The sequence below is a fragment of the Pseudomonas sp. BN515 genome, from assembly GCF_029873155.1.
Lineage (GTDB): Bacteria > Pseudomonadota > Gammaproteobacteria > Pseudomonadales > Pseudomonadaceae > Metapseudomonas.
Genome location: NZ_SSOH01000093.1, coordinates 83,910 through 110,803, shown reverse-complemented (window position 1 = coordinate 110,803; position 26,894 = coordinate 83,910). Strand labels below are relative to the sequence as shown.

Here is a 26,894-nt window from a genome sequence, read left to right as displayed (position 1 = left end):
TTCAATAAGACCCATGGCAAATCCCTCTATGGATAAAAAGGTGATCACCCCCTGATGGCCGATTGGCAGAACCTCGACCCCGAGGCCGCTCGCGAGGCGGAAAAATACGAAAACCCCATCCCCAGCCGCGAGTTGATCCTGCAGCGCCTCGATGAGCGCGGCGCCCCAGCCAGTCGTGAACAGCTGGTGGAAGAGTTCGGCCTGACCACTGATGAGCAGCTGGAGGCACTGCGCCGCCGGCTCCGTGCCATGGAGCGCGATGGCCAGCTCATCTATACCCGTCGCGGTACCTACGCGCCTGTGGACAAACTCGACCTCATCTGCGGACGCGTCAGCGGCCACCGTGATGGCTTCGGTTTCCTTATTCCCGACGACGGCTCCGAAGACCTTTTCCTCAGCCCTGCACAGATGCGCCTAGTGTTCGATGGCGACCGCGCCCTGGCCCGGGTGGCTGGTGTCGACCGCCGAGGCCGCCGCGAAGGCGCACTGGTGGAGATCATCGAGCGGGCCCACGAAACACTGGTTGGCCGCTTCTTTGAAGAAAGCGGGATAGCCCGGGTAGTGGCCGACAACCCGAAGATCCAGCAGGAAGTCCTGGTGCCCAGCGGCAAGCAGGGCGCTGCCAAGCATGGTCAGTTCGTCCAGGTGAAGATCGAGCAGTGGCCGAGCAACTTCCGCCTGGCCCAGGGCGAAGTGGTGGAGGTGCTGGGCGAATACATGGCGCCGGGCATGGAGATCGAAGTCGCCCTGCGCAGCTATGACATCCCCCATGAATGGCCTGCCGGCGTGATCAAGGAAGCGGCCAAGCTCAAGCCCGAAGTGGCCGAGAAGGACAAGGAGAAGCGCATCGACCTGCGTGACCTGCCCCTGGTCACCATCGACGGCGAGGACGCCCGCGACTTCGACGACGCCGTGTATGCCGAGGCCCGCAAGGGTGGCGGCTGGCGCCTGATCGTCGCCATCGCCGACGTCTCCCACTATGTAAAGGTGGGTTCGGCGCTGGATGAGGAAGCGAGCAACCGCGGCAACTCGGTGTACTTCCCGGAGAAGGTCATCCCGATGCTGCCGGAGGTGCTGTCCAATGGCCTCTGCTCCCTGAACCCCCTGGTGGATCGCCTGGCGATGGTCTGCGACATGACCATCTCCCGCGCGGGCAAGCTGACTGGCTACGAGTTCTACGAAGCGGTCATCCATTCCCACGCGCGGCTCACCTACACCAAGGTCAGCCAGTTCCTGGAAACTCCGGAATCCACCGAAGCCCAGCAGTTCGCCGAGCAGTTGCCGCATCTGGTCAAGCCCCTGGAGCAGCTCTACAAGCTCTATAAGGTGCTGTTAGCCCAGCGCCAGGTGCGTGGGGCAATCGACTTCGAGACCCAGGAAACCCGCATCGTCTTCAGCGCCGATCGCAAGATCTCCGAGATCCTGCCGACCCAGCGCAACGATGCCCACAAGCTGATCGAGGAATGCATGCTGTGCGCCAACGTGGCCACCGCGCGCTTCCTTCAGCAGCACGAGATCCCCTCGCTCTACCGTATTCACGAAGGTCCGCCGAGCGAGCGTCTGGACAAGCTGCGTCAGTTCCTCGCCGAACTGGGTCTGTCTCTCAATCGTGGCAAGAACGAGCCGACGCCGAGCGACTACCAGGCGTTGCTGGAGAAAATTCGCGAGCGCCCGGACTTCCACCTGATCCAGACAGTGATGCTGCGTTCCCTCAGTCAGGCCGTGTACAGCCCGGACAACGAGGGGCACTTCGGCCTCAACTACGACGCCTACACCCACTTCACCTCGCCCATCCGTCGCTATCCGGACCTGCTGGTGCATCGTGCCATCCGCAGCTTGATCCGCTCCAAGCGCGAGAGTGCGCACGTGCAGCGCGCTGGTGCGGCGAGCATGCCCAAGGCGCGCATCTATCCGTACGACGAGGCGCGCCTGTTCCAGCTGGGCGAGCAGTGCTCGATGACCGAGCGGCGCGCCGACGAGGCAACCCGCGACGTCACCAACTGGCTGAAATGCGAGTACATGCGCGACCGCGTGGGCGAAACCTTCCCCGGTGTGATCTCGGCGGTGACCGGCTTCGGCATCTTCGTCGAGCTGATCGACATCTATGTCGAAGGCCTGGTGCACGTGACGGCGCTGCCGGGTGACTACTACCACTTCGACCCGATTCACCATCGTCTGTCCGGCGAGCGCAGTGGCCGCAGCTTCCGTCTGGGTGACCAGGTGGAGGTCGTGGTAGCGCGGGTCGATCTGGACGAACGCAAGATCGATTTCGAGCTCTCCGACAGCGTCCTCACTGCGCCGGTCGGGCGCAAGAATCGCGGTACCGACAAGTCCGCTCCGGCCAAAGGCAAGGCCAAGGCCGCCGAGCCCAAGGTCGGCAAGGGCCGCAGCCGGGGCGCCAAGGGGGCTGCTCGCCACGCCCAGCGGGACACTTCCACGCTCCAGCAGGAGCCGAGGGCAGCCGTGGCGCCGCGTCGGCAGCGCGCCGGCAAGGTCCAGGCGCTGCCTGCCGTGCCGCCGGAGATGCTCGCCCAGGCCGAGGAGATGCTCGGCAACACCGATGTGAGCAAGAGCCGCGCGGTGAAGCAGGCTCTGCTCAACGAAGCGCGTCAGGGCGCAAAGTCCAGCAAGGGCGCGCGTCCGGCGCAAAAGCCGCTGGACAAGCCTGGTAAGGACGACGCCAGGGCCACCGCCAAACCGCCGAAAAAGAAAGCCAAGGCGGCGAAGGCTGCCAGCAAACCCACGAAACACCGTAAAGGGCCGCCGAAACCCAAGGCGCCCGGTAGCAAGGTCAAGAAATGAGTCAGTTGGAAAAGGTCTACGGCGTGCATGCCGTGGAGGCGCTCCTGCGCCATCACCCCAAACGCGTCAAGCAGCTGTGGCTGGCGGAAAGCCGGCACGATCCGCGGGTCCAGGTCCTTCTCGACCTGGCCGGGCAGCATCGCATCGCGGTGGGTCACAAGGATCGCCACGAGCTGGACGAATGGGCCGAAGGCGTCCACCAGGGCGTGGTGGCCGAGGTCAGCCCCAGCCAGGTCTGGGGCGAGAACATGCTCGACGAGCTGCTGGAGCGCACCCCCGGCGCGCCCTTGCTTCTCGCCCTGGATGGCGTCACCGATCCGCACAACCTGGGCGCCTGCCTGCGCACCGCCGATGCTGCCGGCGTGCTGGCGGTGATCGTGCCCAAGGACAAGTCCGCCACCCTCAACGCCACCGTGCGCAAGGTGGCCTGCGGCGCGGCGGAGGTCATGCCGCTGGTGGCGGTGACCAACCTCTCGCGCACCCTCGAAAAACTGCAGAAGAAGGGCCTCTGGGTGGTCGGTACCGCCGGCGAGGCGGAGCAGGAGGTCTATCAGCAGGACATGACCGGGCCGACCGTGCTGGTCATGGGCGCGGAAGGGAAGGGCATGCGCCGCCTGACCCGCGAGCACTGCGACTACCTGGTCAAACTGCCCATGGCCGGCAGCGTCAGCAGCCTCAACGTCTCCGTGGCCACCGGCGTCTGCCTGTTCGAGGCGGTCCGCCAGCGCCGCAGCCGTCCCCAATGACGGTTTGCCCCGGACGGCTACGCTGCCGTCCGGGGTTGTTCAAAGTTTCGCCAATTCACCTTGCGCGGCATTCAGCCCTTCTCTAGAATGTCGCCCCTTGCCGTGGGGGCAGGCTCGCGCACGTCCCCGGCCCGGCAAGCCCAAACGAGATATTCACTCCTTGCCTGACCACGATGTTGGCAGGCTACAACCCGTAAGGAGCATTTATGCGTCATTACGAAATCATCTTCCTGGTTCACCCGGACCAGAGCGAGCAGGTTGGCGGCATGGTTGAGCGCTACACCAAGCTCATCGAAGAAGACGGTGGCAAGATTCACCGCCTGGAAGACTGGGGCCGTCGTCAGCTGGCCTACGCCATCAACAACGTTCACAAGGCTCACTACGTGATGCTGAACGTTGAGTGCAGCGGCAAAGCCCTCGCCGAGCTGGAAGACAACTTCCGCTACAACGACGCCGTCCTCCGTAACCTGGTCATCCGTCGCGACGAAGCCATCACTGGCCAGTCCGAGATGCTCAAGGCCGAGGAAAACCGCAACGAGCGCCGTGAGCGCCGTGAGCGCGTTGAGACTGACGCTGCCGCCGAAGGCGAAGACAGCGACAACGCTGACGAGTAATCCACGGATCTATTGAGGAGCCAAGTTCATGGCACGTTTCTTCCGTCGTCGTAAGTTCTGCCGTTTCACCGCTGAAGGCGTGAAAGAGATCGACTTCAAGGATCTCAACACCCTGAAGGCATACGTCTCCGAAACCGGCAAGATCGTTCCGAGCCGTATCACCGGCACCAAAGCCAAGTATCAGCGTCAGCTGGCTACCGCTATCAAGCGCGCCCGCTACCTGGCCCTGCTGCCCTACACCGACAGCCACGGCCGTTGATCTCGGTCGGTCGACCTAGGTAAGGGATAGATCGCAATGCGCGCTCTGGCAGAGTTCATCATGCGCGGTCGTGTGCAGGCCACCCTTGTGGTGGTAGGTGCAGCGGCCCTGCCCCTGATGTTCTGGCTGAGCGCAGCCGCGGGCAGCCTGGTGCTGCTGCGGCGTGGTGTGAACGATGCTCTCGGCATCATTGCCTGGGCTCTGCTGCCAGCTCTTGGCTGGTGGTACTTCGGCGAGCCGCGCACCTTGATGGTGCTGCTTGGCGCGCTGGGGTTGGCCCTGGTGCTGCGTTCCAGCGTGTCCTGGACGCGGGTGCTGATGATCAGCGTGGCGCTTGGTCTGTTGTACGGCCTGGTGCTGGGCGCGGTGTTCCGCGAACCCATAACCGCCATGGCGGTTGAGCTGCAGAAGCTCATGCCGCAGGTGATGGGTAACGTCTATTCGCAATTGGCGGATGACGAGCGAGCGCGTCTGGGAGCCATGGTCGCGCCGGTCCTGACCGGCCTGATCGCGTCGCTGCTGCAGCTGGTCAGCGTGCTGAGCCTGATGCTCGGCCGCTACTGGCAGGCAGCCTTGTACAACCCCGGTGGTTTCGGCGACGAGTTTCGTGCGCTGAAGCTGCCGCCGGCACTGGCTTTCGGCCTGCTGGCCGCCATGCTGCTGGGTCCGAACCTGGGCCTGGAGCTGGCGATGCTGACGCCGATCTGCAGCGTGCCGCTGGCATTCGCCGGCCTGGCCCTGGTGCACGGTCTGGCGAAGCAGGGTGGGCTGGCCGGTTTCTGGCTGGTGGGCTTGTACGTGTCGCTGCTGCTGTTCATGCAACTGATCTATCCGTTGCTGGTGGTTCTGGCCATCGTCGACAGTCTGATTGATTTTCGCGGACGCAAGGCGCGCAAGAATGGCGCCGGCCCTGCGAACGGTGAAGGTTAAAAGTTAAGAGGTAATTCCCAAATGGAAGTCATCCTGCTGGAAAAAATCGCCAACCTGGGCAACCTGGGCGACAAGGTGAACGTAAAGTCCGGCTACGGCCGTAACTTCCTGCTGCCGAAAGGCAAGGCCACCGCTGCTACCGCCGAGAACGTTGCTGCGTTCGAAGCTCGCCGCGCTGAGCTGGAAAAGCAGGCTGCTGACAAGAAAGCCGCTGCCGAAGCCCGCGCTGCCCAGCTGTCCGAACTGGAAGTGACCATCACTGCCAGCGCCGGCGACGAAGGCAAGCTGTTCGGTTCCATCGGTACCCACGACATCGCTGACGCCCTGACCGCCGCTGGCGTTCCGGTTGCCAAGGCTGAAGTCCGCCTGCCGAACGGCACCATCCGTCAAGTTGGCGAGTACGACGTTGCACTGCACCTGCACACCGACGTCGAAGCTGCGGTCAAGCTGATCGTGATTGCCGGCTAAGCAAGCCGTCGAAGTGAGCTTGCACTCAGGTGCCGGCTCGCTAACATCGGGCACGTCATTGCGAAAGCGGTGACGTGCCCGATGTCTTTCCAGCCCGAGAATTTTCCGAGCCCATGAACGAAATCACCGCCCCGGAACAGTTCGACCTGCAAACTGCCGCCCTCAAGGTGCCGCCGCACTCCATCGAGGCCGAGCAGGCCGTCCTCGGGGGCCTGATGCTGGACAACAATGCCTGGGAGCGCGTGCTCGACCAGGTGTCCGACGGCGACTTCTATCGTCATGACCATCGGCTGATCTTCCGCGCCATCTTCAAGCTGGCCGAGCGCAACTCGCCATTCGACGTGGTGACCCTGTCCGAGCAACTGGACAAGGAAGGGCAACTGCCCCAGGTGGGCGGCCTGGCCTACCTCGGTGAATTGGCCAAGAACACACCGTCGGTGGCGAACATCAAGGCCTACGCGCAGATCATTCGCGAGCGCGCCACCCTGCGCCAGCTGATCGGCATCAGCACCGAAATCGCCGACAGCGCCTACGCGCCCCAGGGACGGACTGGAGCGGAGATTCTCGACGAAGCCGAGCGCCTGATCTTCCAGATCGCCGAGGCGCGGCCGAAGACCGGCGGCCCGGTGGGGATCAATGACATCCTGGTCAAGGCCATCGACCGCATCGACGAACTGTTCAACGCGGGTGACGCCATCACCGGCCTGTCCACCGGGTTCACCGATCTGGACAACCTGACCAGTGGCCTGCAGCCGGCCGACATGATCATCGTTGCCGGCCGTCCGTCCATGGGTAAGACCACCTTCGCGATGAACCTGGTGGAAAACGCCCTGATGCGCAGCGACAAGGCGATCCTGGTGTATTCCCTGGAAATGCCCTCCGAATCCATCGTGATTCGTATGCTCGCGTCCCTCGGCCGCATCGACCAGACCAAGGTCCGCGCAGGCCGCCTCGACGACGACGATTGGCCGCGCCTGACGTCCGCCGTCAACCTGCTCAACGACCGCAAGCTGTTCATCGATGACACCGCCGGCATCTCGCCCTCGGAGATGCGCGCACGTACCCGCCGCCTGGCGCGCGAGCACGGCGAGATCGGCCTGATCATGGTCGACTACCTGCAGCTGATGCAGATTCCCGGTTCCAGCGGCGATAGCCGGGTGAACGAGATCTCCGAGATCTCGCGCTCGCTCAAGGCCCTGGCCAAGGAGTTCAACTGCCCGGTGATCGCCTTGTCCCAGCTGAACCGGGGCCTCGAACAGCGCCCGAACAAACGCCCGATCAACTCCGACCTCCGCGAATCCGGTGCGATCGAGCAGGACGCCGACATCATCCTGTTCGTGTACCGCGACGAGGTGTACCACCCCGAGACCGAGTTCAAGGGCGTGGCCGAAATCATCATCGGCAAGCAACGTAACGGTCCGCTGGGCACCGCGCGGCTGGCCTTCCTCGGCAAGTACTCGCGTTTCGAGAACCTCGCGCCAGGCGCCTACCAGTTCGACGACGAATAAGCTGCAGATCAATGAATACGGGCGACCAGGCGGTATGATGGGCGCCCGTTTTCGTTCATGAGCCCGCCTCAATGCGCCCGCTGATCGCCGCTGTCGACCTCTCCGCCATCCGCCACAACTACGCCGTCGCCAAGCGTTGCGCGCCGGGCCGGCAGGCCTTTGCGGTGGTCAAGGCGAACGCCTACGGCCATGGCGTGCGCGAGGTGGTTGCCAGCCTGCGTGGCGAGGCCGATGGCTTTGCCGTGGCCTGTCTGGAAGAGGCCGCTGAGGTGCGCGCCCTTGATGATGAGGCGCGTGTGCTGCTGCTGGAGGGCTGCTTCGAACCGGCTGAATACCAGCTGGCCGCCCAACTCGGCCTGGACCTGGTGGTTCAGGGCGCGGAACAGGCTGAAGCGCTGCTCGCCGCGCCGCTGGTGCGCCCGCTGAACGTCTGGCTCAAGCTGGATTCCGGCATGCACCGCCTGGGTTTCTCCCCCGAGGCACTGCGCCATTGGCATGCCCGCCTGCGCGGCGCGGCTCAGGTTGCCGAGCTCAACCTGATCAGCCATTTCGCCTGCGCCGACTTGCGTGGCCACACCCTGAACGAGGTGCAGCTGGAGGCCTTCCTCGACTTGCTGGAGCTCGACTTCGATCAGCGCAGCCTGGCCAACTCCGCCGCGATCCTGACCATGCCCGCCTCTCATATGGACTGGCTGCGTCCCGGCATCATGCTCTACGGTGCGACACCATTTGCAGACCTCGGCGCTGCCGAGCTGGGCCTGAAGCCGGCCATGACCCTCAGCGCGCAACTGATCGCCGTGCGCGAGATCGCGGCGGGGGAAAGCGTCGGCTACGGCGCGACCTGGGAAGCCACCCGGCCGTCGCGTATCGGGACGGTGAGCTGCGGCTACGCCGACGGCTATCCGCGACACGCGCCCAGTGGCACTCCGGTGGTGGTCAACGGCCAGCGCGTGCCGCTCGCGGGGCGGGTGTCCATGGACATGCTCGCCGTGGACCTCAGTGACTTGCCGGACGCCCGGGTTGGCGACCCGGTCGAGCTCTGGGGCGCCCAGCTTCCGGTGGATGAACTGGCCCAGGCGTGCGGCACCATCGGCTACGAGTTGCTGACCAAGGTCACCGCGCGGGTGCCGAGGCGCTATCTCGCCTGAGTGGCGTGTAGAGGGTAGGGTGCGCCGCGCACCAATGATTCCTGCCTGTAATCAGCCCGCTGCTGGCGAAGGAAGAGAGGCCGCTAGGCGGCCTCTTAAAGCAATCCGCTGCGGATCTTCAGCACATCCAGCTGCAGGCTGGCCTCCTCCGACAGCTCGCCGTCCTCGCCGAACAACACCATGCCCGAGCGACCCCGGGCCTTGACCTTGTACAGGGCCTGGTCGGCGGTCTGGTAGAGCCCGGAGAAGTGCCGGGCATGCTGCGGGAACAGGGCGATGCCGATGCTGATGCTTACCGTCAGTTGCTCCGCGCCGTAGCACATGGGAGCGGCCAGCTCTTCCAGCAGGCGTCGGGCCAGGTCGCACGCCTCGGCCTCGGCATCCGCACCACCGATCAGCACGGCGAATTCGTCGCCGCCCAGGCGCGCCACCGCATCGCCGCCACGTACATGCTGGCGCAGGCGCCGGCCAATGGTGCGCAGCATCTCGTCGCCGGCGTCATGGCCGAAGCGGTCGTTGATCGGCTTGAAGTGGTCGAGGTCGATCAGCATCAGCGCCAGCGGTTCCTCGTGTCGCTTGGCGTTGGCCAGCGCCGATTCGGTGCGTTCGATCAGGTAGCGACGGTTCGGCAGTTCGGTCAGTGCATCGTGGAAGGCGGCGTGTTCCAGCTCCCGTTCGCGCTCGCAGAGGCGCAGGTTGGCGGCGGCCAGTTCGGCGGTCCGGGCGATGACGGCGGCCTGCAGTTCATCGGCGCTGGCCTGCATCTGTGCCAGGCGGGCGGCCTTCTCGCGGTCGGCCTGCACCAGGGCGGCGGCGCGCTCCTGCTTGAGCATCTGGATGCGGTAGGCAAGGGCGAAGGAGAACAGGATCGACTCCGCAGCGATGGCAACGGGGAACATGTAGGCGGTGAAGTTGATCGGCTGTATCAGGCCGGCGGCGCGCATCACCAGCACCGCAGTGCTGACCAGCACGGTGCCGTAGCCGATCAGGTAGAAGCGCGCCGGAATGAAGCCCTGGCGCCAGCGGATCACCGCGCTGATCAGTGCGGTGGGCACGGTCACGATCGGCGTGACGGCGATCAGGACGGCGCCCTCGGCGCGATAACCGAAGAAATTGATCAGGATGGCGACGGCGTAGAGCACGCAGGCCACGTTGAACAGGCGGTCGGACCAGCGCAGGCCGCGCTTGGTGTAGAGCAGCTCCTGGGTGAAGCGCATGACGAAAATGCCCCAGAGCGAGGGCAGGGTGATGCGGTCCAGCCACACCGGTACCGGTGCATCGGGCCAGAAGTACTGGAAGCCGTGCCCGGTCATGCTGAGGATGAACACCAGCGCCGAGGACGTGGCCAGCACGTACCAGAGATAGGCCTTGTCGCGCAGCGCCACGAGGATGAACAGGTTATAGAGAAACAGCGCCAGGATCACCCCGTAGACCAGGCCGAAGCCGAGGTTCTCGGTGGACTTCAGCTCCTTCAGGTCATCCAGTTGCCACACCTTCAGGGGGAAGGAATTGCCCGCCGGGTCATAGCTGCGCAAGTACAGGGTGAGGGGCTCAGCGCCGATTTCCGGCAGCTTGAACAGCATGCGCCGGTAGGAATAGTCGCGGGTTTCGGCAAACGGCAGGGCTTCGCTGCTTTCCCGCCGGCTCCAGCCGCCCTGGCCATCCGGCAGGAACAGGCTGACGCGATAGACGGTGATGCCGGAGTTCTCCAGCCACCATTGCTGCGGAGTGTCGCCGCTGCGACTGAGCTGCACCCGCACCCACCACACGCTGCGGCTCTGGCCGACGGTGGCGCGGCCGTTGGCTGGGGTGAAGCGCTGTTGCACCTCTGGCCTGGCCATGTCCTGGATGTCCAGCGTGCCGTCCGGGTCTTCCAGCAGGTCGATCGCTCCATTGAGCGTCGCACCGCTGCTCTGCGGCGTCAGATCGAAGGCTGCCTGGGCCGGCACGGTCAGGCCCAGCCAGCACAAGAGCAGGAAGAGGGTAAGGATCGGACGTCGCACCGCACACGCTCCTTGTAAGTTATTTACTACTGCGGCCTGGCGGTTTGTAGGTCGGCAGAAGTATAGCGACCCGGAGTATTTGTGATCACTTTGTACGCTATTTCCTACAGCCTTGCATTCAGCCCCTGAAGAAACCGAGTGTCAGCGTCGGATTTGCTCAAAATTTGTGCTATATTCCGCGCCCCGTAAAAACGCCTGCTGGTCAAAAAATATGCAAGCTGCGAAGCCGCTGTTCGACTATCCGAAGTACTGGGCCGAGTGTTTCGGTCCCGCACCCTTCCTGCCGATGAGCCGGGAAGAGATGGATCAGCTCGGCTGGGACTCCTGCGACATCATCATCGTGACCGGCGATGCCTACGTCGACCATCCGTCCTTCGGCATGGCCATCATCGGCCGCCTGCTGGAAGCCCAGGGCTTCCGCGTGGGCATCATTGCCCAGCCGGACTGGCGCTCGAAAGACGACTTCATGAAGCTCGGCGAGCCGAATCTGTTCTTCGGCGTGGCGGCGGGCAACATGGACTCCATGATCAACCGCTATACCGCGGACAAGAAGATCCGTTCCGACGACGCCTACACCCCCGGCGGCGTCGCCGGCAAGCGCCCGGACCGCGCCAGCCTGGTCTACAGCCAGCGCTGCAAGGAAGCCTACACCCACGTGCCAGTGGTACTGGGCGGCATCGAGGCCTCCCTGCGCCGTATCGCCCACTACGACTACTGGCAGGACAAGGTGCGCCGCTCCATCCTCATGGACGCCACCGCCGACATTCTCCTCTACGGCAACGCCGAGCGGGCCGTGGTCGAGATCGCCCAGCGCCTGTCCTGGGGCGAATCCATCGAAAGCATCACCGACGTGCGTGGCACCGCCTTCATTCGCCGTGACACCCCAGCGGACTGGTTCGAGATCGACTCCACCCGGATTGACCGCCCGGGCCATGTCGACAAGATCATCAACCCCTACGTCAACACCCAGGACACCGCCGCCTGCGCCATCGAGCAGGAGAAGGGCCCGGTCGACGATCCGCAAGAGGCCAAGGTGGTGCAGCTGCTGCCCAACCCGCGCCTGACCCGCGACAAGACCGTGATCCGCCTGCCGTCGTTCGAGAAGGTGCGCAACGACCCGGTGCTCTATGCCCACGCCAACCGCGTGCTGCACCTGGAGACCAACCCCGGCAACGCCCGCGCGCTGGTGCAGCGTCATGGTGAGGTGGACGTGTGGTTCAACGCGCCGCCCATCCCGATGACCACCGAAGAGATGGACTACGTCTTCGGCATGCCCTACGCCCGCGTTCCGCACCCCGCGTACGGCAAGGAAAAGATCCCGGCCTACGAGATGATTCGCTTCTCGGTGAACATCATGCGTGGCTGCTTCGGCGGCTGTACCTTCTGCTCCATCACCGAGCACGAAGGGCGGATCATCCAGAACCGCTCGCATGATTCGATCATTCGTGAGATCGAAGAGATGCGCGACAAGGTTCCGGGCTTCACTGGCGTGGTCTCGGACCTCGGCGGGCCGACCGCGAACATGTACCGGATCGCCTGCAAGGACCCGGAGATCGAGAAGCACTGCCGCAAGCCGTCCTGCGTGTTCCCGGGCATCTGCGAAAACCTCAACACCGACCACAGCTCGCTTATCGAGCTGTATCGCAAGGCGCGCGCCCTGCCGGGTGTGAAGAAGATCCTCATCGCCTCGGGTCTGCGCTACGACCTCGCGGTGGAGTCGCCGGAGTACGTCAAGGAGCTGGTCACCCACCATGTCGGCGGCTACCTGAAGATCGCTCCGGAACACACCGAGCGCGGTCCGCTGGACAAGATGATGAAGCCGGGGATCGGCTCCTACGACCGCTTCAAGCAGATGTTCGAGAAGTTCTCGAAGGAAGCGGGCAAGGAGCAGTACCTCATCCCGTACTTCATTGCCGCGCACCCCGGCACCACGGACGAGGACATGATGAACCTCGCCCTCTGGCTCAAGCGCAATGGCTTCCGCGCGGACCAGGTGCAGGCCTTCTATCCGTCGCCCATGGCCAGCGCCACCGCCATGTACCACTCGGGCAAGAACCCCCTGCGCAAGGTCACCTACAAGAGCGACGGGGTGACGATCGTCAAGAGCGAGGAACAGCGTCGTCTGCACAAGGCCTTCCTGCGTTACCACGATCCGAAGGGCTGGCCGATGCTGCGCGCCGCACTGGAGCGCATGGGCCGCGCTGACTTGATAGGCAACGGCAAGCACCACCTGATTCCGACCTACCAGCCTGCCAGTGACGAGTACCACAGCGCCCGTCGCAAGAACTCCACCCCGGCCGGCAGCAAGAAGGTCGGCGCCGCCGGCAAGATGCTCACCCAGCACACCGGCCTGCCGCCCCGCGCCAGCGACGGCAGCAAGCCCTGGGACAAGCGCGAACAGGCCAAGGCCGCCGCTTTCGCCCGCAAGCAGGCCGAGAACAAGGCCGCAGCGTCGGAGAAGGGGGGCAAGAAGAAGCCCGCCAAGCGGCCCGTCGCGCCGCGCTGATAAAAACGCCAGCCTTCGGGCTGGCGTTTTCGTATCCGGGCTCTTGGTAGGAGCGAGCTCTGCTCGCGATGGCTCGCTCCTACACTGTCGTCTGTCGGCTTCTTCCTACAGAATGACGCTTGGCACTACAGTGCCAAAATTACAAGAAGAACCCGGTACCGCCCCATGCGCCCCTCCTCTCTACTGGCTCTTGCCCTCCTGCTTGCCGGCTGCGGCGAACAGGCCGAATCCCCCGTTACCCATGCCGATTTCCAGAAGGACTTGCAGACACGCCTGATCAAGGCCAAACCCGGCACCGTCATCGAAATCCCCGCCGGCACCTGGCAACTGGACCGAGGCCTCAGCCTCAAGGTCAGCGGCGTGACCCTCAAGGGCGCCGGAATGGATAAGACCATCCTCAGCTTCAAGGGCCAGAAGGCCGGTGCCGAAGGGCTGCTGGTGGACGCCTCGGACTTCACCATCGAAGACCTCGCCCTGGAAGACAGCAAGGGCGACGCCCTCAAGGTGGTTGGCGGACGGAACATCGTCATCCGCAATGTGCGCACCGAATGGACCAACGGCCCGGCCACTGAGAACGGCGCCTATGGCATCTACCCGGTGCAGACGGAGAACACCCTGATCGAAGGCGCAGTGGCCATCGGTGCGTCCGACGCCGGCATCTACGTCGGCCAGTCGCGCAACGCGGTGGTGCGCAATAGCCGCGCCGAACGCAACGTCGCCGGCATCGAGATCGAGAACACCATCGGCGCAGACGTCTACGACAACGTCGCTACGGGTAATACCGGCGGCATCCTGGTGTTCAACATGCCCAACCTGCAGCAGCCGGGGCACGGCACACGCATCTACCGCAACAAGGTGGAGGGCAACAACCACGACAACTTCGGCCACAAGGGCACACCAGTGGCCAGCGTACCGGCCGGCTCCGGGGTGGTGATCAACTCCAACGACGATGTGGAAATCTTCGACAACGACATCGGCAACCACCGCACTGCCAACATCATCGTCAGCAGCTACTTCAGCACCGGCTACAGCGACCTCTCCACCACCCAGGACTTCGATCCCTACCCCGAACGCATCGCCATTCACGGCAACCGCTTCGGCCCTGCCGGCGACAGCCCGGATCACCTGGAACTGAAGGCCCTGAAGATCGCCCAGTTCGGAATCAATGGCCGCCTGCCGGACATCCTCTGGGACGGCTACGTGAATCCGGCCCGGCTGGTGGACGGTAAGCTGCCGGAGGAGCTGGGCATCTGCGTCGACAACGGCGCGGCCACCCTGGTCAATGTCGACGGGCCGAACAACTTCAAGAACATCAGCACCGACATGGATTCTCACCGCTGCAAGTTGCCACCGCTGCCGGAAGTGGTGCTGGCCAGCGCCGGGGAGCGCGAGGGTTCATGAGGCTCGCCATCTGCCTGGCGTTCCTGCTGCTGTCTGGTTGTGGCCAGCAGGATGAACCCCTCTATCTGCCAGAGGGAGAGGCCTACCCGGAAAAGCTCAGCGGCTGGGGCATGTTGCAGCGCGCCGATGGCCACCTGCGTCCAGTCACAGAAGCCCTGGTCTACGACCTCAATACGCCCCTGTTCAGCGACTACGCCCACAAGCTGCGCACCGTCTGGATGCCGGCGGGGCAGGCGGCACGCTATGGCGAGGAGCGCTTCGACTTTCCCGTCGGCACCGTGCTGACCAAGACGTTCTACTACCCGAAGGACGAACAGGGCAGGTTGCTGAAGAACACCACGGATGACTGCGGCCCGGCCAAGGGGCTGGACCTCGCGAAGGTGAAGCTGGTGGAGACCCGCGTGCTGCTGCGCCAGCGACAGGGCTGGGTGGCGCTGCCCTATGTGTGGGACGAGGCGCAGCAGGAAGCCACCCTGGAATGGACCGGCGCCAGTGCGGCGTTGGAACTGCAGGACGGGCAGGGCGGCAGCCTGGCGGTGGACTACCAGGTGCCCGACGCCAACCAGTGCGCCGGCTGCCACGAGGAACGCCATGGCGCAGGCGTGCAGCCGCTGGGCCCCAAGGCCCGTCACCTGAACCGTGACCTGGCCTATACGGACGCTGTGGATAACCAGCTGCAACGCTGGCAGCGCCAGGGATTGCTGCAAGGACTGCCGGCGCCCGAAGGCATCCCGCGCAACGCCCTGGCCAGTGCCCCGCGCAAGGATGAAAGCCTGGAGCAGCAGGCGCGCAGTTACCTCGACATCAACTGCGCCCACTGCCACAACCCCAAGGGCCCGGCGCGCACTTCCGGCCTCTACCTCGACCCGGCCACGCCGCTCGGCATCCCGTTCGGCCTGTGCAAGCAGCCGGCGGCGGCGGGCAAGGGCTCCGGCGACCGCCTGGTGGATATCCACCCCGGCCAGCCCGACGCGTCCGTGCTGATCTACCGCGTGGAAAGCACCGACCCCAGCGTGATGATGCCCGAGCTGGGACGCTCCACCGTCCACCGCGAGGGGCTGGAGATGCTGACGCGCTGGATCGCTGGCTTGCCGGACGGGTGCTGAGCAGCCCAGGCTTTTTGTGGGAGCGAATTCATTCGCGAATGGCCGCGGAGCGGCCTCTGACCTCAATAGCAGGCCGTTGGCCTGCATCGCGAATGAATTCGCTCCTACAGGTCCCGTTGGGACTTATACCCAATCGGCCTAACCAGTCCGGTGCGTGTTCCCTTCTCCTTCATCTTCGACCGCTAGGCTTGAGTCTCACCTGCTGGCCCGCCGCGAACCATTTTTGTGCGGCCGGGTCATCCGGGTGCGAAGGTGGCCCTCTTCCGGTGCTCGGAAGGGCCGAAATCCGTGGTTCGGGGGCTGGCACAAGTCTTGCGCGACTCCCGTCATCGCCCAGGCTCGCAGGAGGCACGCCGTGTCGATCCATGTCGCACTGCATCACGTCACCCACTATCGCTACGATCGTGAGGTCAACCTCGGTCCGCAGATCATCCGCCTGCGCCCGGCACCCCACAGTCGCACGCGCGTCCTCGGCTATTCGCTGAAGGTGTCGCCAGGCAAACACTTCATCAACTGGCAGCAGGACCCCCAGGGCAATTACCTGGCGCGCCTGGTGTTCCCGGACAAGACCCGCGAGATGAAGGTCGAAGTGGACCTGGTCGCCGAGATGGCGGTGTTCAACCCCTTCGATTTCTTCCTGGAACCCATCGCCGACCAGTTCCCCTTCAGCTACACGGCTGACGACCAGCGCGAGTTGGCGCCCTATCTCAGCCGCCTGCCGGCCACGCCGCTGTTCGCCGACTACCTCGGCCGCATCGACCTCACGCCCAAGGGCACGGTGGATTTCCTGGTGGCGCTCAACCAGCAGCTGTCGCGGGATATCCGCTACCTGATCCGCATGGAGCCCGGCGTACAGACGCCGGAGCAAAGCCTGGAACTGGCCTCCGGCTCCTGCCGCGACTCGGCCTGGCTGCTGGTGCAGCTGTTGCGTCACCTGGGCTTGGCGGCACGCTTCGTCTCGGGCTACCTGATCCAGCTCACCGCCGACCAGAAGTCCCTCGACGGCCCCAGTGGCACCGAAGTGGATTTCACCGACCTGCATGCCTGGTGCGAGGTCTACCTGCCGGGCGCCGGCTGGGTCGGCCTCGACCCCACGTCCGGCCTGTTCGCAGGCGAAGGCCACATCCCGCTGGCCTGCAGCCCGGAGCCTTCCTCGGCGGCGCCCATCAGCGGTGGGGTGGATGAAAGCGAGTGCGAGTTTTCTCACGACATGCGCGTCGAGCGGGTCTGGGAAGCCCCCCGGGTGACCCGGCCCTACAGCGAGGAGCAGTGGCAGGCCATCCGCGAATTGGGTGCGCGCATCGATGCTGACCTCGTCGCGGGCGATGTACGCCTGACCATGGGCGGTGAACCCACCTTCATCGCCATCGACTATCCCGACGACCCGGAGTGGAACACCGCCGCCCTTGGGCCGAACAAGCGCCGCCTGGCTGCCGACCTGTTCCATCGCCTGCGCAGGCACTACGCACCCCACGGCCTGGTGCACTTCGGCCAGGGCAAGTGGTATCCCGGCGAACAGCTGCCGCGCTGGTCGTTGAACTGTTACTGGCGCAAGGACAACGAGCCGATTTGGCAGGACCCGGCCCTCTACGCCGATGAAAGCCGTAGCTACGGCGCCGATGCCCCCCTTGCGGCGCGCTTCCTCAGTCGCGTGGCCAGTCGACTGGGCGTGCCGGGGGACAACCAGTTTCCGGCCTTCGAGGACTGGTTCTACTACCTCTGGCGTGAGCGCAAGCTGCCCGCCAACGTCACGCCGGAAGACGCCCGCCTGGCCGATCCGCTGGAACGTGAGCGCCTGCGCCGGATATTCGAGCGCGGCCTGGGAGAGGTGGTGGGCCAGATCCTGCCGCTGGCGCGCAGCGCAGCGGGTGATGGCTGGGAAAGCGGTCGCTGGTTCCTCCGCGATGAACACTGCCGGCTGATCCCCGGCGATTCGCCGATGGGATATCGCCTGCCGCTGGACTCCCAGCCCTGGGTCAGCGAGGCGGACTATCCCTACGTGAACCCGGCCGACCCGAGCCAGCAGTTCCCACCCTTGCGCCACGCGGCGCTGATCCGCCAGCAGTTGCGCGACGGCACCCCCGCACGTCCCGGCGAGCCCCGTGCGCCTGGAATGCAGGAATCCGCCGCCGGCATCACCCGCACGGCACTGTGCGCCGAACCCCGCGAAGGCCGGCTCTACCTGTTCATGCCGCCGCTGTCCGAACTGGAGGCCTACCTGGAACTGGTGGCCGCCATCGAAGCCACGGCGGGCGAGCTTAAGTGCCCGGTGCTGCTGGAGGGCTACGAGCCGCCCAGCGACCCGCGCCTGACCAACTTCCGCGTCACCCCCGACCCTGGGGTGATCGAGGTGAATATCCACCCCTCGGCCAACTGGGACGAACTGGTGGAGCGCACCGAATTCCTCTACGAGGCCGCGCGGCAGAGCCGTCTTTCCAGCGAGAAGTTCATGGTCGATGGCCGCCACGTCGGCACCGGCGGCGGCAACCACTTCGTCCTGGGCGGCGCCACGCCGGCGGATTCGCCCTTCCTGCGCCGTCCGGACCTGCTGCGCAGCCTGATCAGCTACTGGCACAACCACCCCTCGCTGTCCTACCTGTTCTCAGGTCTGTTCATCGGCCCCACCTCCCAGGCGCCGCGGGTGGACGAGGCGCGCAACGACGCCCTCTACGAATTGGAAATCGCCTTCCGGCAGATGCCCGAGCCTGGCGCGGATTGCCCGCCCTGGCTGGTGGATCGCCTGCTGCGCAACCTGCTGGTGGATGTCAGCGGCAACACCCACCGTGCAGAGTTCTGCATCGACAAGCTCTACTCGCCCGACAGCAGCACCGGCCGCCTCGGCCTGCTGGAGCTGCGTGCCTTCGAGATGCCGCCCCATGCGCGCATGAGCCTGGCCCAGCAACTGCTGCTACGCGGGATGGTGGCGCGCTTCTGGAACGAGCCCTACCAGCCGCCGAAGCTGGTGCGCTGGGGCACCGAACTGCACGACCGTTTCCTGCTGCCGCACTTCGTCCAGCAGGACTTCGACGACGTGGTCCATGAGTTCAATGCCGCCGGCTATCCATTGCGCAGCGAGTGGTTCGCCCCACATTTCGAGTTCCGTTTCCCGAAATACGGCGATTACCAGGTGAAGGGCGTCGACCTGGAATTACGCCAGGCCCTGGAGCCCTGGCATGTGCTGGGGGAGGAGGGCGCCGGCGGCGGTACCGTGCGCTATGTGGATTCGTCCCTGGAGCGGGTGCAGGTGAAGGTCAACGGCATGGCGCAGGACCGCTATGTGCTCACCTGCAACGGGGTACCGGTGCCGCTGCGGCCCACCGGCCGGGTGGGTGAGTTCATCGCCGGGGTACGCTACCGTGCCTGGCAGCCGGCGTCCTGCCTGCAACCCACCATCGGCGTGCAGGTGCCCTTAGTGTTCGACCTGGTGGACACCTGGATGCAACGCTCCCTGGGCGGCTGCCAGTACCATGTGGCCCACCCCGGTGGGCGCAGTTACGACAGCTTCCCGGTGAACGCCTACGAGGCCGAGAGCCGCCGCCTGGCGCGCTTCTTCCGCCACGGGCACACGCCGGGCAAGCTGCAGGCCGCCGCGCCGGTGATAGACGATGAACTGCCCATGACCCTGGATCTGCGTCGCCGCTAGGTGGACGCACGGAGCGCCCCAGCCGCTGATGCAGCGGCCGGGCGCCTTGCCGTCCGCTAAAGTTTCCCTGCTGCCCTTCTGCCGAGCCTGTTGATGTCCGAGCTGCTAGCCAACTACCCCCTGACTGCCACGGCCTACCACGAACTGCTGGATGCGGAGGGCCGGGTGCGCCCTCATTGGCAGCGCCTGTTCCAGCAGATGGAGCGCAGCAGTCCGGCGCAGATGCTGCAGCGCCAGGAGCTGCTGGTGCGGCAGATCCAGGAAAACGGCGTTACCTACAACGTCTACGCCGACCCCAAAGGCACCGACCGCCCCTGGGAGCTGGACCTGCTGCCCAACCTGCTTTCGGCGGAGGAATGGCAGCCCATCGCCGCCGGTGTGGCCCAGCGCGCGCGCCTGCTCAATGCCGTGCTGGCCGATCTCTACGGCGAACAGCGCCTGCTGGCCGAAGGGTTGCTGCCCAGCGAACTGGTCTTTGGCCACCCCAATTTCCTCTGGCCCTGCCAGGGCGTGCAGCCGGCCGGCGGCATATTCCTGCACAGCTACGCGGTGGACCTGGCCCGCGATGCCGACGGCCGCTGGCACGTGCTGGCCGACCGCACCCAGGCGCCGTCCGGCGCCGGCTACGCCCTGGAGAACCGGCAGATCGTCTCCCGCGCCCTGCCGGAGCTGTATCGCGACCTGCGCGTGCAGTACCTGGCCGGCTACTTCCGCACCCTGCAGGAAACCCTGATCCGCCATGCCCCCAGCGATGGCGAGACGCCGCTGGTGGTGCTGCTGACGCCGGGGCGATTCAACGAAACCTATTTCGAACACCTCTACCTGGCCCGCCAGTTGGGCTTCCCGTTGGTGGAAGGCCACGACCTGACGGTGCGCGACGCCACCCTCTACCTCAAGACCCTTGGCGGCCTGAAACGCGTCCATGCGGTGCTGCGCCGCCTCGACGACGATTACTGCGACCCCCTGGAACTGCGCACCGACTCCGCCCTGGGTGTGCCCGGCCTGCTGGATGCGGCGCGTCAGGGGCGGGTGCTGGTGGCCAATGCCCTGGGCAGCGGCGTGCTGGAGTCGCCAGGATTGCTCGGTTTCCTGCCGAAGGTCAGCCAGCGCCTGCTTGGGGAAGACCTGCTGCTGCCGACCCTGGGCACCTGGTGGTGCGGCCAGGGGCAGTTGCTGGAGAAATCGCTGCAGGGCCTGGACGGGTTGGTGTTCAAGCCCGCGTTCCCCAGCCAGAGCTTCGAGCCCTTGTTTGGCCATGCCCTGCACGATGGCGCGTTGCAGTCCCTGCGCAAGCGCCTCCAGGCCCATCCCCATGCCTACGTCGCCCAGCGCATGGCGCAGCTGTCCCAGGCGCCGGTCTGGCAAGGCGACGAGCAGAAAGGTGAGCTGCAGTCGCGGGCCATCGGCATGCGCGTCTTTGCCGTGGCCGGAAGCGACGGCCGCTACTGGGTGATGCCCGGTGGCCTGACGCGGGTGGCGTCGGCGGCCGATGCCGAAGTGGTGTCCATGCAGCGCGGCGGCGCCAGCAAGGACACCTGGGTGCTGGCTGACCTGCCGGTGGTGGGAGAACCTCTGCGTCCGCGCTCCCTCGGTGCACGTGACCTGATCCGCCAGGACCCGTACCTGCCCTCGCGGGTGGTGGAAAACCTCTACTGGTTCGGCCGCTACGGCGAACGTTGTGACGACGGCGCCCGCCTGCTGCGGGTGGTGCTGTCGCGCTATGTGGATGCCGATGGCGACGAACAGGCCCTGCAATCGGCCCTGCACCTGGCCAGCGCCGTCGGCCTGGTGCCGCGCGGTCATGAGCCGCTGGAACAGCGCCTTCTGGCGGCCCTGCTGGACGAGGAGTGGCCGAGCAGCGTCAGCGCCAACCTGCGCCGCCTGCACTGGGCCGCGGCCCAGGTGCGTGGGCGGCTGTCGCGGGAGAACTGGCACGCGGTGCTGGAACTGAACCGCGATGCGCTGGCGCTGGACCCAAAGCGCACCGACCTGGGCGAAGCGCTGGAATTCCTCAACCGCTTGCTGATGTCCCTGGCCGCTCTGTCCGGCTTCGCCCTCGACGACATGACCCGCGACGACGGCTGGCGCTTCCTGATGATCGGCCGCCGCATCGAGCGCGTGCAGTTCTACGCCGAGGCCATCGCCGGCTTCCTCGAAGGCGGTGCCGCCTGGGACCCGGTTGCCCTGGAGTGGCTGCTGGAACTGGGTAACAGCACCATCACCTACCGTTCACGCTACCTCGCCTCGCCACAGCTGATTCCGGTGCTCGACCTGCTGTTGCTGCACGAACAGAACCCCCACGCCCTGCGCTTCCAGCTGCAAGCCCTGGAGCGCTCCCTGGGACGCCTGCACCTGGAGTTCGGCGCGCCCCAGGAGCTGGTGCTGAGTGGTCTGATCGGGCGCCTGCTGGCCTTCGACCTGGCCACCCTGGAAGACCCCCTGTTCGGCAGCGAAAGCGTGGCCGAGGTGCTTGCCGGGCTGGCGGGGTTGCTGCGGGAAATCGCGCAGAACGTCGGCCAGGTCTCCGACCGCCTCGGATTGCGCTATTTTGCCCACGTCGATGATGTCAGCCAGCAAACGGTATCCACCTGATGCGCGCGCAAGCCCAATCCATCGCCCCTGTGCAGGGCGCCCGCTACCAGGTGTTCCACGACACCCACTACCGCTATTCGGCGCCGGTATCCCTGTCCCAGCAACTGGTGCACCTCTGGCCGCGCGATTGTCCCTGGCAGCTGTGCAGCGGCCAGGAGCTGCTGATCAATCCCGAACCCACGCTGCGGCAGGACCTCACGGACGTTTTTGGCAACCCGCTGACGCGCCTGGCCTTCGAGCGGCCCCACGATGAGCTGCAGGTGAACGCCCGACTGCAGATCGAAGTCCTGCCCCATGCGCCGCTGGACCTCGCCGCCTCACCGGCCTGGGAGCAAGTCCCGGCCACCCTTGGTTTTACCGGCCGCGCCCTGTCGTCCATCGAACTGGAAGCCTGCCGCTACCGGGTGGAGTCGCCCTACGTGCGCATCAAGCGCCAGTTCACCGAGTTCGGCGCCGGCTGTTTCCCCGCCGGGCGGCCGCTGCTGCAGGGCACGGCGGCGCTGATGGAAAAGATCTTCAGCGAGTTTTCCTTCGATGCCGAAGCCACCCAGGTAGCGACGCCGCTGACCGAGGTGCTGGAGCGCCGCCGTGGCGTCTGCCAGGACTTCGCCCACCTGATGCTGGCCTGCTTGCGCTCCCGTGGGCTGGCGGCGCGCTATGTGAGCGGCTACCTGCTGACCCAGCCGCCCCCCGGCCAGCCGCGCCTGATCGGCGCCGACGCCTCCCACGCCTGGGTCTCGGTGTACTGCCCGCACAATGGCTGGGTGGACTTCGACCCTACCAACAACATCCTGCCCAACCTGGAACACATCACCCTGGCCTGGGGCCGCGACTTCTCCGATGTCTCGCCGCTGCGCGGGGTCATCCTCGGCGGCGGCAGCCACGACCCGGAAGTCCGCGTCACCGTCATGCCGCTCTGGGAACTCGCCATCTGACCCTCCTGCCGCTCCTGTAGGTTGGTCCGAGCGTAGCGAGGCCCAACGTCGGTGCCTCAGGCGGGACTCCGTCTCGTTGGGCTTCGTACCTCAGCCCAACCTACAAAAGCGCGCGGGCTGTTGCCGCGAGCACTTTGCCGGCGCCGTGCTAGCTTTTTCGGGGCCACTTCTCTCCTGCAAGGTGCTTTGCCATGGATGAAACAACCATCGTTAATGTGGGTACCGAGAAGGTCAGCGCGTTTATGACCACGGTCATGCAGTACGCCACTACCTTCGGCGTCAAGATTCTCGCGGCCATCGCCTTCTGGGTGGTGGGTCGCTGGCTCATCGGCTTCGCAGTCGGACTGGTCCAGCGCTCCCTGGAGCGACAGAAGGTGGACCCGACCGTGCTGCGCTATGTCGGCTCGTTCATCACCGTCACCCTGAACGTCCTGCTGGTGGTGGGCATCCTCGGCTTCTTCGGCATCCAGACCACCAGCCTCGCGGCATTGATCGCGGCGGTCGGTCTGGCCATCGGCATGGCCTGGTCCGGTCTGCTGGCCAACCTGGCGGCGGGCGGTTTCATCATCGTCCTGCGGCCGTTCAAGGTGGGCGACATGATCAGCGCTGGCGGCGTGACCGGCACGGTGAAGGAGATCGGCCTGTTCGCCACCGCGATCAACACCCCGGATAACGTGATGACCCTGGTGGGCAACAACAAGATCTTCAGCGACACCATCCAGAACTACAGCCACAACGAATTCCGCCGCGTGGAACTCAAGGCCCAGCTCTCCGGCGCCGCCGACTGGCACGCTGCCGCGGCTGTTCTCAAGGCGCGCATCGCCGCCATCCCCAACGTGCTCACCGAGCCGCCGGTGGATGTGGAAATCCTCGAGTTCAACCTGGTGGGACCGGTGCTGGCGGTACGGCCTTATTGCCACAACGACAACTACTGGCAGGTGTATTTCGATACCAACCGGGTGATCAAGGAGGCCCTGGGCGCGGACTTCCCGGCACCCATGCCGGCGCAGACCATCATCGTGCAACAGCCGTAGGGGTGATCACTTACTGCCCCCCTCTCCCTTTGGGAGAGGGTTGGGGTGAGGGTAGTCAGCGAATGCTGGGAGTCTTGAGGGGCAACCCTTCGGGCTGCTTGGCGAATGAATTCGCCCCTACAGGAAACGCGCGCAGCTTAGCTTCGTAGGATGGGTGGAGCGGAGCGATACCCATCAACGCCCCACAGCACGACAAAAGATTGGCCGGCTTCAGTCCTTGCGCAGATGCAGGATCGGAAACGGCTTGCCCGCGCCATCCACGTCCGAGCGGCCATGCTGGACGAACCCCAGGTGCAGGTAGAAACCCACCGCCTGCGGGTTCTGCTCGTTCACATCCACGGATCGTGCGCCGTGGGCCAAGGCCTGCTCCATCAGGGCGCGGCCGATGCCCTGGCCACGTTGCGCCGGGTCGACGAAGAGCATCTCCACCTTGTCCTCGACCGTGCCGATGAAACCGGCGATCTGCCCGTCGGCGCCGCGCAAGCAGGCCAGGCTCACTGAATCCAGGTAGGCATCGCGCACCAGAGGCTTGAAGAACTGGATGTCGTCCTCAGTGAGGAAGTGGTGGGTGGCGCGCACGGCGCCTTCCCAGACGTCGACCAGGCGCTGGCGGTCGGCGGGGGAGAGGGCGGTCAGGGTTTCGATTGCAGTGGTCATGCATGTCACCAGTGGTGTTTGGCCTTGTTCCAGCGATAGAGCGCGCGGGCGAAGGCCTTGTAGGCGAGTTGAGAGAGGCCGTGGATCAACGGCAGGGAGAACAGCCGGGCTTTCCAACGCTCCCGTGGCGAATGGCGCCAGAGCACGATGAAGGCGTCCATTCCCATGCGCTTGACGCCCTGTTCGTCCACCAGGTGAAGGCGCTCGCGGACGTATTCCAGGTTCTCGCCGATTTCTTCCACCGCGCGGTTGTCCTGGTGGACGTCAGCCCATTCCACCTGGCAAGCGGTGGTCTTGCCCTTCTGGCCTTCGATGCCGGCTTTGCACACTGGGCAGGCGCTGTTGTAGTAGACCTTGATCCGCTCGTCGTCCGCCATCGATCACTCCTGGCCCCAGGTTCGTCCCGGACAGTGTAAGACCGGGACGGGCGGGCAGTCAGTGCGGCTTGCGATCGACCCACTTGGGCGCGCTGGACGGACGCCAGGCTTCCAGGCGGTCCAGCAGGATTTCCGGGTGGCCGCCGACCTGCAGCATGCCGCGGTGCTGGTCGCGGACGAAGCGCTCTTCCACCAGGTGGTCGAGGAAGTCGGTGAGCTTGTCGTAGAAGCTGTTCACTTCCAGCAGGCCCAGCGGCTTGCTGTGGTAGCCGAGTTGGCCCCAGGTCCAGACTTCGAACAGTTCTTCCAGGGTGCCCAGGCCGCCGGGCAGGGCGATGAAGGCGTCGGACAGCTCGGCCATGCGGGCCTTGCGCGCGTGCATGCCGTCCACCACTTCCAGGCGGGTCAGCCCTTTGTGGCCGATTTCGGCGTCCATCAGGCTCTGCGGAATCACCCCGATGACCTCGCCACCGGCGGCCAGCGCCGCGTCGGCCACCGTGCCCATCAGACCCACTGCACCACCGCCGTAGACCAGCGTGATGCCGCGTTCTGCCAGGGTGTGGCCCAGGAGGGCGGCTGCCTCACGGTAGATCGGCTTGGCGCCGGGGCTGGCGCCGCAGAACACGCAGACGGAACGCAAGGACATGGAGGACTCCTGGTGCGAAAAAAGCGCGCAAGAGTACCGGCTTCGTCCTCGGGCTCCAAGTTGTTCGAGTAGTCAGCTTCCGAACGGTAGGGGGTGCAATCACTCTGCGGAGGCGCCGCAAGCCCCGGCGGCATAGGCGGCGAGCAGGCTTTGCAGGAAGTCCATGGCGTATCTCCTTGTGGATGAATGGCGCCATGCTAGGACGGTGCCCCGGCGGCCCGCCCGTAGTTTGTTTCGATCGGTCCGATAGCTCAGGCGATCTTCATCAACTCCGCCGCCGTCATCCCCGAAAGGGCCAGCAGGCAGAGGCCGCAGGCGAGGTAGGTGACCCGGTGCCAGAGGGTGGACGCGGCGCGACGGAACCAGTCCACCAGGCCGGCGCAGATGAAACACCAGAGCAGCGACGACAGCATGAAGCCGCCGAAGAACACCGCCAGGTGCGTGGGCGTCGGCTCGGCTACGCCAACGGCCGCCATGGCCCCGCCCATGGCGGCCCAGTAGACGATGTTCTGCGGATTGGTCAGCGACAGCGCGGCCCCCGAGGCGAAGGCGCCGCCCGTGGCGCCGGCATCCTCGGTCGAAGGTTGCGGCGGGCGATGGGCGTCGCGCAGGGATTGCAGCCCCAGCCAGGCGAGGTACAGGGCGCTGGCGATGGTCAGGGGGTAGCGCACGGTGGCGCTGTCCAGCAGCAGGGCCAGGCCGGTGAGGCCCAGGGCGGCCCAGGTGGCGTCGCCCACCAGGGAACCGATCTGCACCATCAGCGCGGGCCGGTAGCCATCCCGCAGGCCGCGCCGCAGGGTCTCGCTGAAGACCGCGCCGGGCGCGGCATTGAACACGAATCCGAGGAGCATGGCGGCGATGAAGAACGACAGCATGGGGCGTGAACTTCCTTGTTTTCAGGATTGCGGCCTGTTGCCGCAGGTCATGGGAACTCGCTGACGAATGGGGCAGTCTCCCTTCTGGGGCATTTCTGCCCTTTCTGCCAAGGAGACTCCCATGATTCGCAAGCTCGTCGTTGCATCCGTGCTGGCCCTGGCCAGTGCACCTCTGCTGGCTGCTGAATGTACCGTGGATGTGCAGGCCACCGATCAGATGACTTTCGATACCAAAGAGATCAAGGTCAGCAAGAGCTGCAAGACCTTCACCGTGAACCTCAAGCACGTCGGCAAGCTGGCCAAGAACGTGATGGGTCACAACTGGGTGCTGAGCAAGACCGCCGATGCCCAGGCCATTGCCACCGAAGGCATGACCGCCGGCCTCGACAAGGATTACCTGAAGGCCGACGACGCCCGCATCATCGCACACACCAAAATGGTCGGTGGTGGCGAGAGCGACAGCGTAACCTTCGATGTGGCCAAGCTGGCTGCCGGTGAGAACTACGAGTTCTTCTGCTCGTTCCCCGGCCACGTATCGATGATGAAGGGCACCCTGGCCCTGGTCGACTGACCCTGAGGTGAACACGAAAAAGGCCGCTCCGTGTAGCGGCCTTTTTTCATGGGGTTGTTGTGGGAGCGAATTT

21 protein-coding genes are annotated in these 26,894 nt (G+C 65.4%); 16 read left to right on the top strand and 5 right to left on the bottom strand.

Annotation, left to right across the window (positions count from 1 at the left end):
* Window positions 1-54: 54 nt before the first annotated feature.
* The 8 genes from rnr (at window position 55) to alr (ending at window position 8,475) form a co-directional block, all read left to right on the top strand.
* On the top strand, window positions 55-2,802 hold the full coding sequence (rnr, locus tag E8E91_RS28230) for a ribonuclease R (protein WP_280380512.1): 2,748 nt from the start codon (window positions 55-57) through the stop codon (window positions 2,800-2,802).
* Window positions 2,799-3,548, top strand: a complete 750-nt coding sequence (gene rlmB, locus E8E91_RS28225; RefSeq protein ID WP_271471159.1) for a 23S rRNA (guanosine(2251)-2'-O)-methyltransferase RlmB — start codon at window positions 2,799-2,801, stop codon at window positions 3,546-3,548. Before rnr ends, rlmB begins: the two co-directional genes overlap by 4 nt.
* Before the next feature lie 206 nt (window positions 3,549-3,754).
* Entirely contained in the window at window positions 3,755-4,162 is a 408-nt protein-coding gene (rpsF, locus tag E8E91_RS28220) for a 30S ribosomal protein S6 (RefSeq protein WP_280370462.1), read from the top strand.
* A gap of 28 nt (window positions 4,163-4,190) precedes the next feature.
* The gene (rpsR, locus tag E8E91_RS28215; protein ID WP_016495030.1) at window positions 4,191-4,421 is read left to right on the top strand and encodes a 30S ribosomal protein S18; all 231 of its coding nucleotides are present in this window, start codon (window positions 4,191-4,193) and stop codon (window positions 4,419-4,421) included.
* 36 nt (window positions 4,422-4,457) lie between these two features.
* On the top strand, window positions 4,458-5,351 hold the full coding sequence (locus tag E8E91_RS28210) for a hypothetical protein (protein WP_190831465.1): 894 nt from the start codon (window positions 4,458-4,460) through the stop codon (window positions 5,349-5,351).
* 21 nt (window positions 5,352-5,372) lie between these two features.
* On the top strand, window positions 5,373-5,819 hold the full coding sequence (gene rplI, locus E8E91_RS28205) for a 50S ribosomal protein L9 (RefSeq protein WP_190831467.1): 447 nt from the start codon (window positions 5,373-5,375) through the stop codon (window positions 5,817-5,819).
* 113 nt (window positions 5,820-5,932) lie between these two features.
* Window positions 5,933-7,327, top strand: a complete 1,395-nt coding sequence (gene dnaB, locus E8E91_RS28200; protein ID WP_280380510.1) for a replicative DNA helicase — start codon at window positions 5,933-5,935, stop codon at window positions 7,325-7,327.
* A 71-nt stretch (window positions 7,328-7,398) separates the two neighbouring features.
* Window positions 7,399-8,475, top strand: coding sequence for an alanine racemase (gene alr / locus E8E91_RS28195; RefSeq protein ID WP_280380508.1), 1,077 nt, complete (start codon window positions 7,399-7,401; stop codon window positions 8,473-8,475).
* A 95-nt stretch (window positions 8,476-8,570) separates the two neighbouring features.
* On the opposite strand, the gene E8E91_RS28190 is transcribed toward alr, so the two are convergent.
* The gene (locus E8E91_RS28190; RefSeq protein WP_280380506.1) at window positions 8,571-10,478 is read right to left on the bottom strand and encodes a diguanylate cyclase; all 1,908 of its coding nucleotides are present in this window, start codon (window positions 10,476-10,478) and stop codon (window positions 8,571-8,573) included.
* 211 nt (window positions 10,479-10,689) lie between these two features.
* On the opposite strand from E8E91_RS28190, the gene E8E91_RS28185 reads away from it, so the two are divergent.
* From E8E91_RS28185 to E8E91_RS28155, 7 genes are all read left to right on the top strand, one after another.
* Window positions 10,690-12,984, top strand: coding sequence for a YgiQ family radical SAM protein (locus E8E91_RS28185; RefSeq protein WP_280380504.1), 2,295 nt, complete (start codon window positions 10,690-10,692; stop codon window positions 12,982-12,984).
* Window positions 12,985-13,149: 165 nt separating this feature from the next.
* Window positions 13,150-14,385, top strand: a complete 1,236-nt coding sequence (locus E8E91_RS28180) for a parallel beta-helix domain-containing protein (RefSeq protein ID WP_280380502.1) — start codon at window positions 13,150-13,152, stop codon at window positions 14,383-14,385.
* Window positions 14,382-15,491 carry an SO2930 family diheme c-type cytochrome gene (locus tag E8E91_RS28175; RefSeq protein ID WP_280380500.1) on the top strand — a complete coding sequence of 370 codons (1,110 nt, stop codon included), beginning with the start codon at window positions 14,382-14,384 and terminating at the stop codon, window positions 15,489-15,491. The genes E8E91_RS28180 and E8E91_RS28175 overlap by 4 nt, the downstream gene beginning before the upstream one ends.
* 355 nt (window positions 15,492-15,846) lie before the next feature.
* On the top strand, window positions 15,847-19,134 hold the full coding sequence (locus E8E91_RS28170; protein ID WP_280380499.1) for a transglutaminase family protein: 3,288 nt from the start codon (window positions 15,847-15,849) through the stop codon (window positions 19,132-19,134).
* Window positions 19,135-19,227: 93 nt separating this feature from the next.
* Window positions 19,228-21,726, top strand: coding sequence for a circularly permuted type 2 ATP-grasp protein (locus tag E8E91_RS28165; protein WP_280380497.1), 2,499 nt, complete (start codon window positions 19,228-19,230; stop codon window positions 21,724-21,726).
* Window positions 21,726-22,661, top strand: coding sequence for a transglutaminase family protein (locus E8E91_RS28160; protein WP_280380495.1), 936 nt, complete (start codon window positions 21,726-21,728; stop codon window positions 22,659-22,661). Before E8E91_RS28165 ends, E8E91_RS28160 begins: the two co-directional genes overlap by 1 nt.
* A 191-nt stretch (window positions 22,662-22,852) precedes the next feature.
* The gene (locus E8E91_RS28155) at window positions 22,853-23,695 is read left to right on the top strand and encodes a mechanosensitive ion channel family protein (protein WP_280380493.1); all 843 of its coding nucleotides are present in this window, start codon (window positions 22,853-22,855) and stop codon (window positions 23,693-23,695) included.
* Between the two features lie 210 nt (window positions 23,696-23,905).
* Here E8E91_RS28155 and E8E91_RS28150 read toward each other — a convergent pair whose 3' ends face one another.
* The 4 genes from E8E91_RS28150 to E8E91_RS28135 form a co-directional block, all read right to left on the bottom strand.
* On the bottom strand, window positions 23,906-24,352 hold the full coding sequence (locus E8E91_RS28150; RefSeq protein ID WP_280380492.1) for a GNAT family N-acetyltransferase: 447 nt from the start codon (window positions 24,350-24,352) through the stop codon (window positions 23,906-23,908).
* A 5-nt stretch (window positions 24,353-24,357) separates the two neighbouring features.
* Window positions 24,358-24,729 (bottom strand): DUF393 domain-containing protein, encoded by a 372-nt coding sequence (locus tag E8E91_RS28145; protein WP_280380490.1) that lies wholly within the window; start codon window positions 24,727-24,729, stop codon window positions 24,358-24,360.
* A gap of 58 nt (window positions 24,730-24,787) precedes the next feature.
* Window positions 24,788-25,375 (bottom strand): TIGR00730 family Rossman fold protein, encoded by a 588-nt coding sequence (locus E8E91_RS28140; protein ID WP_280380488.1) that lies wholly within the window; start codon window positions 25,373-25,375, stop codon window positions 24,788-24,790.
* Between the two features lie 251 nt (window positions 25,376-25,626).
* Entirely contained in the window at window positions 25,627-26,250 is a 624-nt protein-coding gene (locus E8E91_RS28135; protein ID WP_280380486.1) for a LysE family transporter, read from the bottom strand.
* A 121-nt stretch (window positions 26,251-26,371) separates the two neighbouring features.
* Here E8E91_RS28135 and azu point away from each other — a divergent pair, with 121 nt between their 5' ends.
* Window positions 26,372-26,821: an azurin gene (gene azu / locus E8E91_RS28130; RefSeq protein WP_280370489.1), complete on the top strand. Its 450-nt coding sequence runs from the start codon at window positions 26,372-26,374 to the stop codon at window positions 26,819-26,821.
* Window positions 26,822-26,894 lie beyond the last annotated feature (73 nt).

Coding starts and splice junctions, on each gene's coding strand:
- dnaB (WP_280380510.1), top strand. CDS start 5,933: ATGAACGAAATCACCGCCCCGGAACAGTTCGACCTGCAAACTGCCGCC.
- E8E91_RS28150 (WP_280380492.1), bottom strand. CDS start 24,352: ATGACCACTGCAATCGAAACCCTGACCGCCCTCTCCCCCGCCGACCGC.
- alr (WP_280380508.1), top strand. CDS start 7,399: ATGCGCCCGCTGATCGCCGCTGTCGACCTCTCCGCCATCCGCCACAAC.
- E8E91_RS28140 (WP_280380488.1), bottom strand. CDS start 25,375: ATGTCCTTGCGTTCCGTCTGCGTGTTCTGCGGCGCCAGCCCCGGCGCC.
- E8E91_RS28155 (WP_280380493.1), top strand. CDS start 22,853: ATGGATGAAACAACCATCGTTAATGTGGGTACCGAGAAGGTCAGCGCG.
- E8E91_RS28135 (WP_280380486.1), bottom strand. CDS start 26,250: ATGCTGTCGTTCTTCATCGCCGCCATGCTCCTCGGATTCGTGTTCAAT.
- azu (WP_280370489.1), top strand. CDS start 26,372: ATGATTCGCAAGCTCGTCGTTGCATCCGTGCTGGCCCTGGCCAGTGCA.
- E8E91_RS28180 (WP_280380502.1), top strand. CDS start 13,150: ATGCGCCCCTCCTCTCTACTGGCTCTTGCCCTCCTGCTTGCCGGCTGC.
- rpsR (WP_016495030.1), top strand. CDS start 4,191: ATGGCACGTTTCTTCCGTCGTCGTAAGTTCTGCCGTTTCACCGCTGAA.
- E8E91_RS28165 (WP_280380497.1), top strand. CDS start 19,228: ATGTCCGAGCTGCTAGCCAACTACCCCCTGACTGCCACGGCCTACCAC.
- rlmB (WP_271471159.1), top strand. CDS start 2,799: ATGAGTCAGTTGGAAAAGGTCTACGGCGTGCATGCCGTGGAGGCGCTC.
- rnr (WP_280380512.1), top strand. CDS start 55: ATGGCCGATTGGCAGAACCTCGACCCCGAGGCCGCTCGCGAGGCGGAA.
- E8E91_RS28210 (WP_190831465.1), top strand. CDS start 4,458: ATGCGCGCTCTGGCAGAGTTCATCATGCGCGGTCGTGTGCAGGCCACC.
- rpsF (WP_280370462.1), top strand. CDS start 3,755: ATGCGTCATTACGAAATCATCTTCCTGGTTCACCCGGACCAGAGCGAG.
- E8E91_RS28185 (WP_280380504.1), top strand. CDS start 10,690: ATGCAAGCTGCGAAGCCGCTGTTCGACTATCCGAAGTACTGGGCCGAG.
- E8E91_RS28175 (WP_280380500.1), top strand. CDS start 14,382: ATGAGGCTCGCCATCTGCCTGGCGTTCCTGCTGCTGTCTGGTTGTGGC.
- rplI (WP_190831467.1), top strand. CDS start 5,373: ATGGAAGTCATCCTGCTGGAAAAAATCGCCAACCTGGGCAACCTGGGC.
- E8E91_RS28160 (WP_280380495.1), top strand. CDS start 21,726: ATGCGCGCGCAAGCCCAATCCATCGCCCCTGTGCAGGGCGCCCGCTAC.
- E8E91_RS28145 (WP_280380490.1), bottom strand. CDS start 24,729: ATGGCGGACGACGAGCGGATCAAGGTCTACTACAACAGCGCCTGCCCA.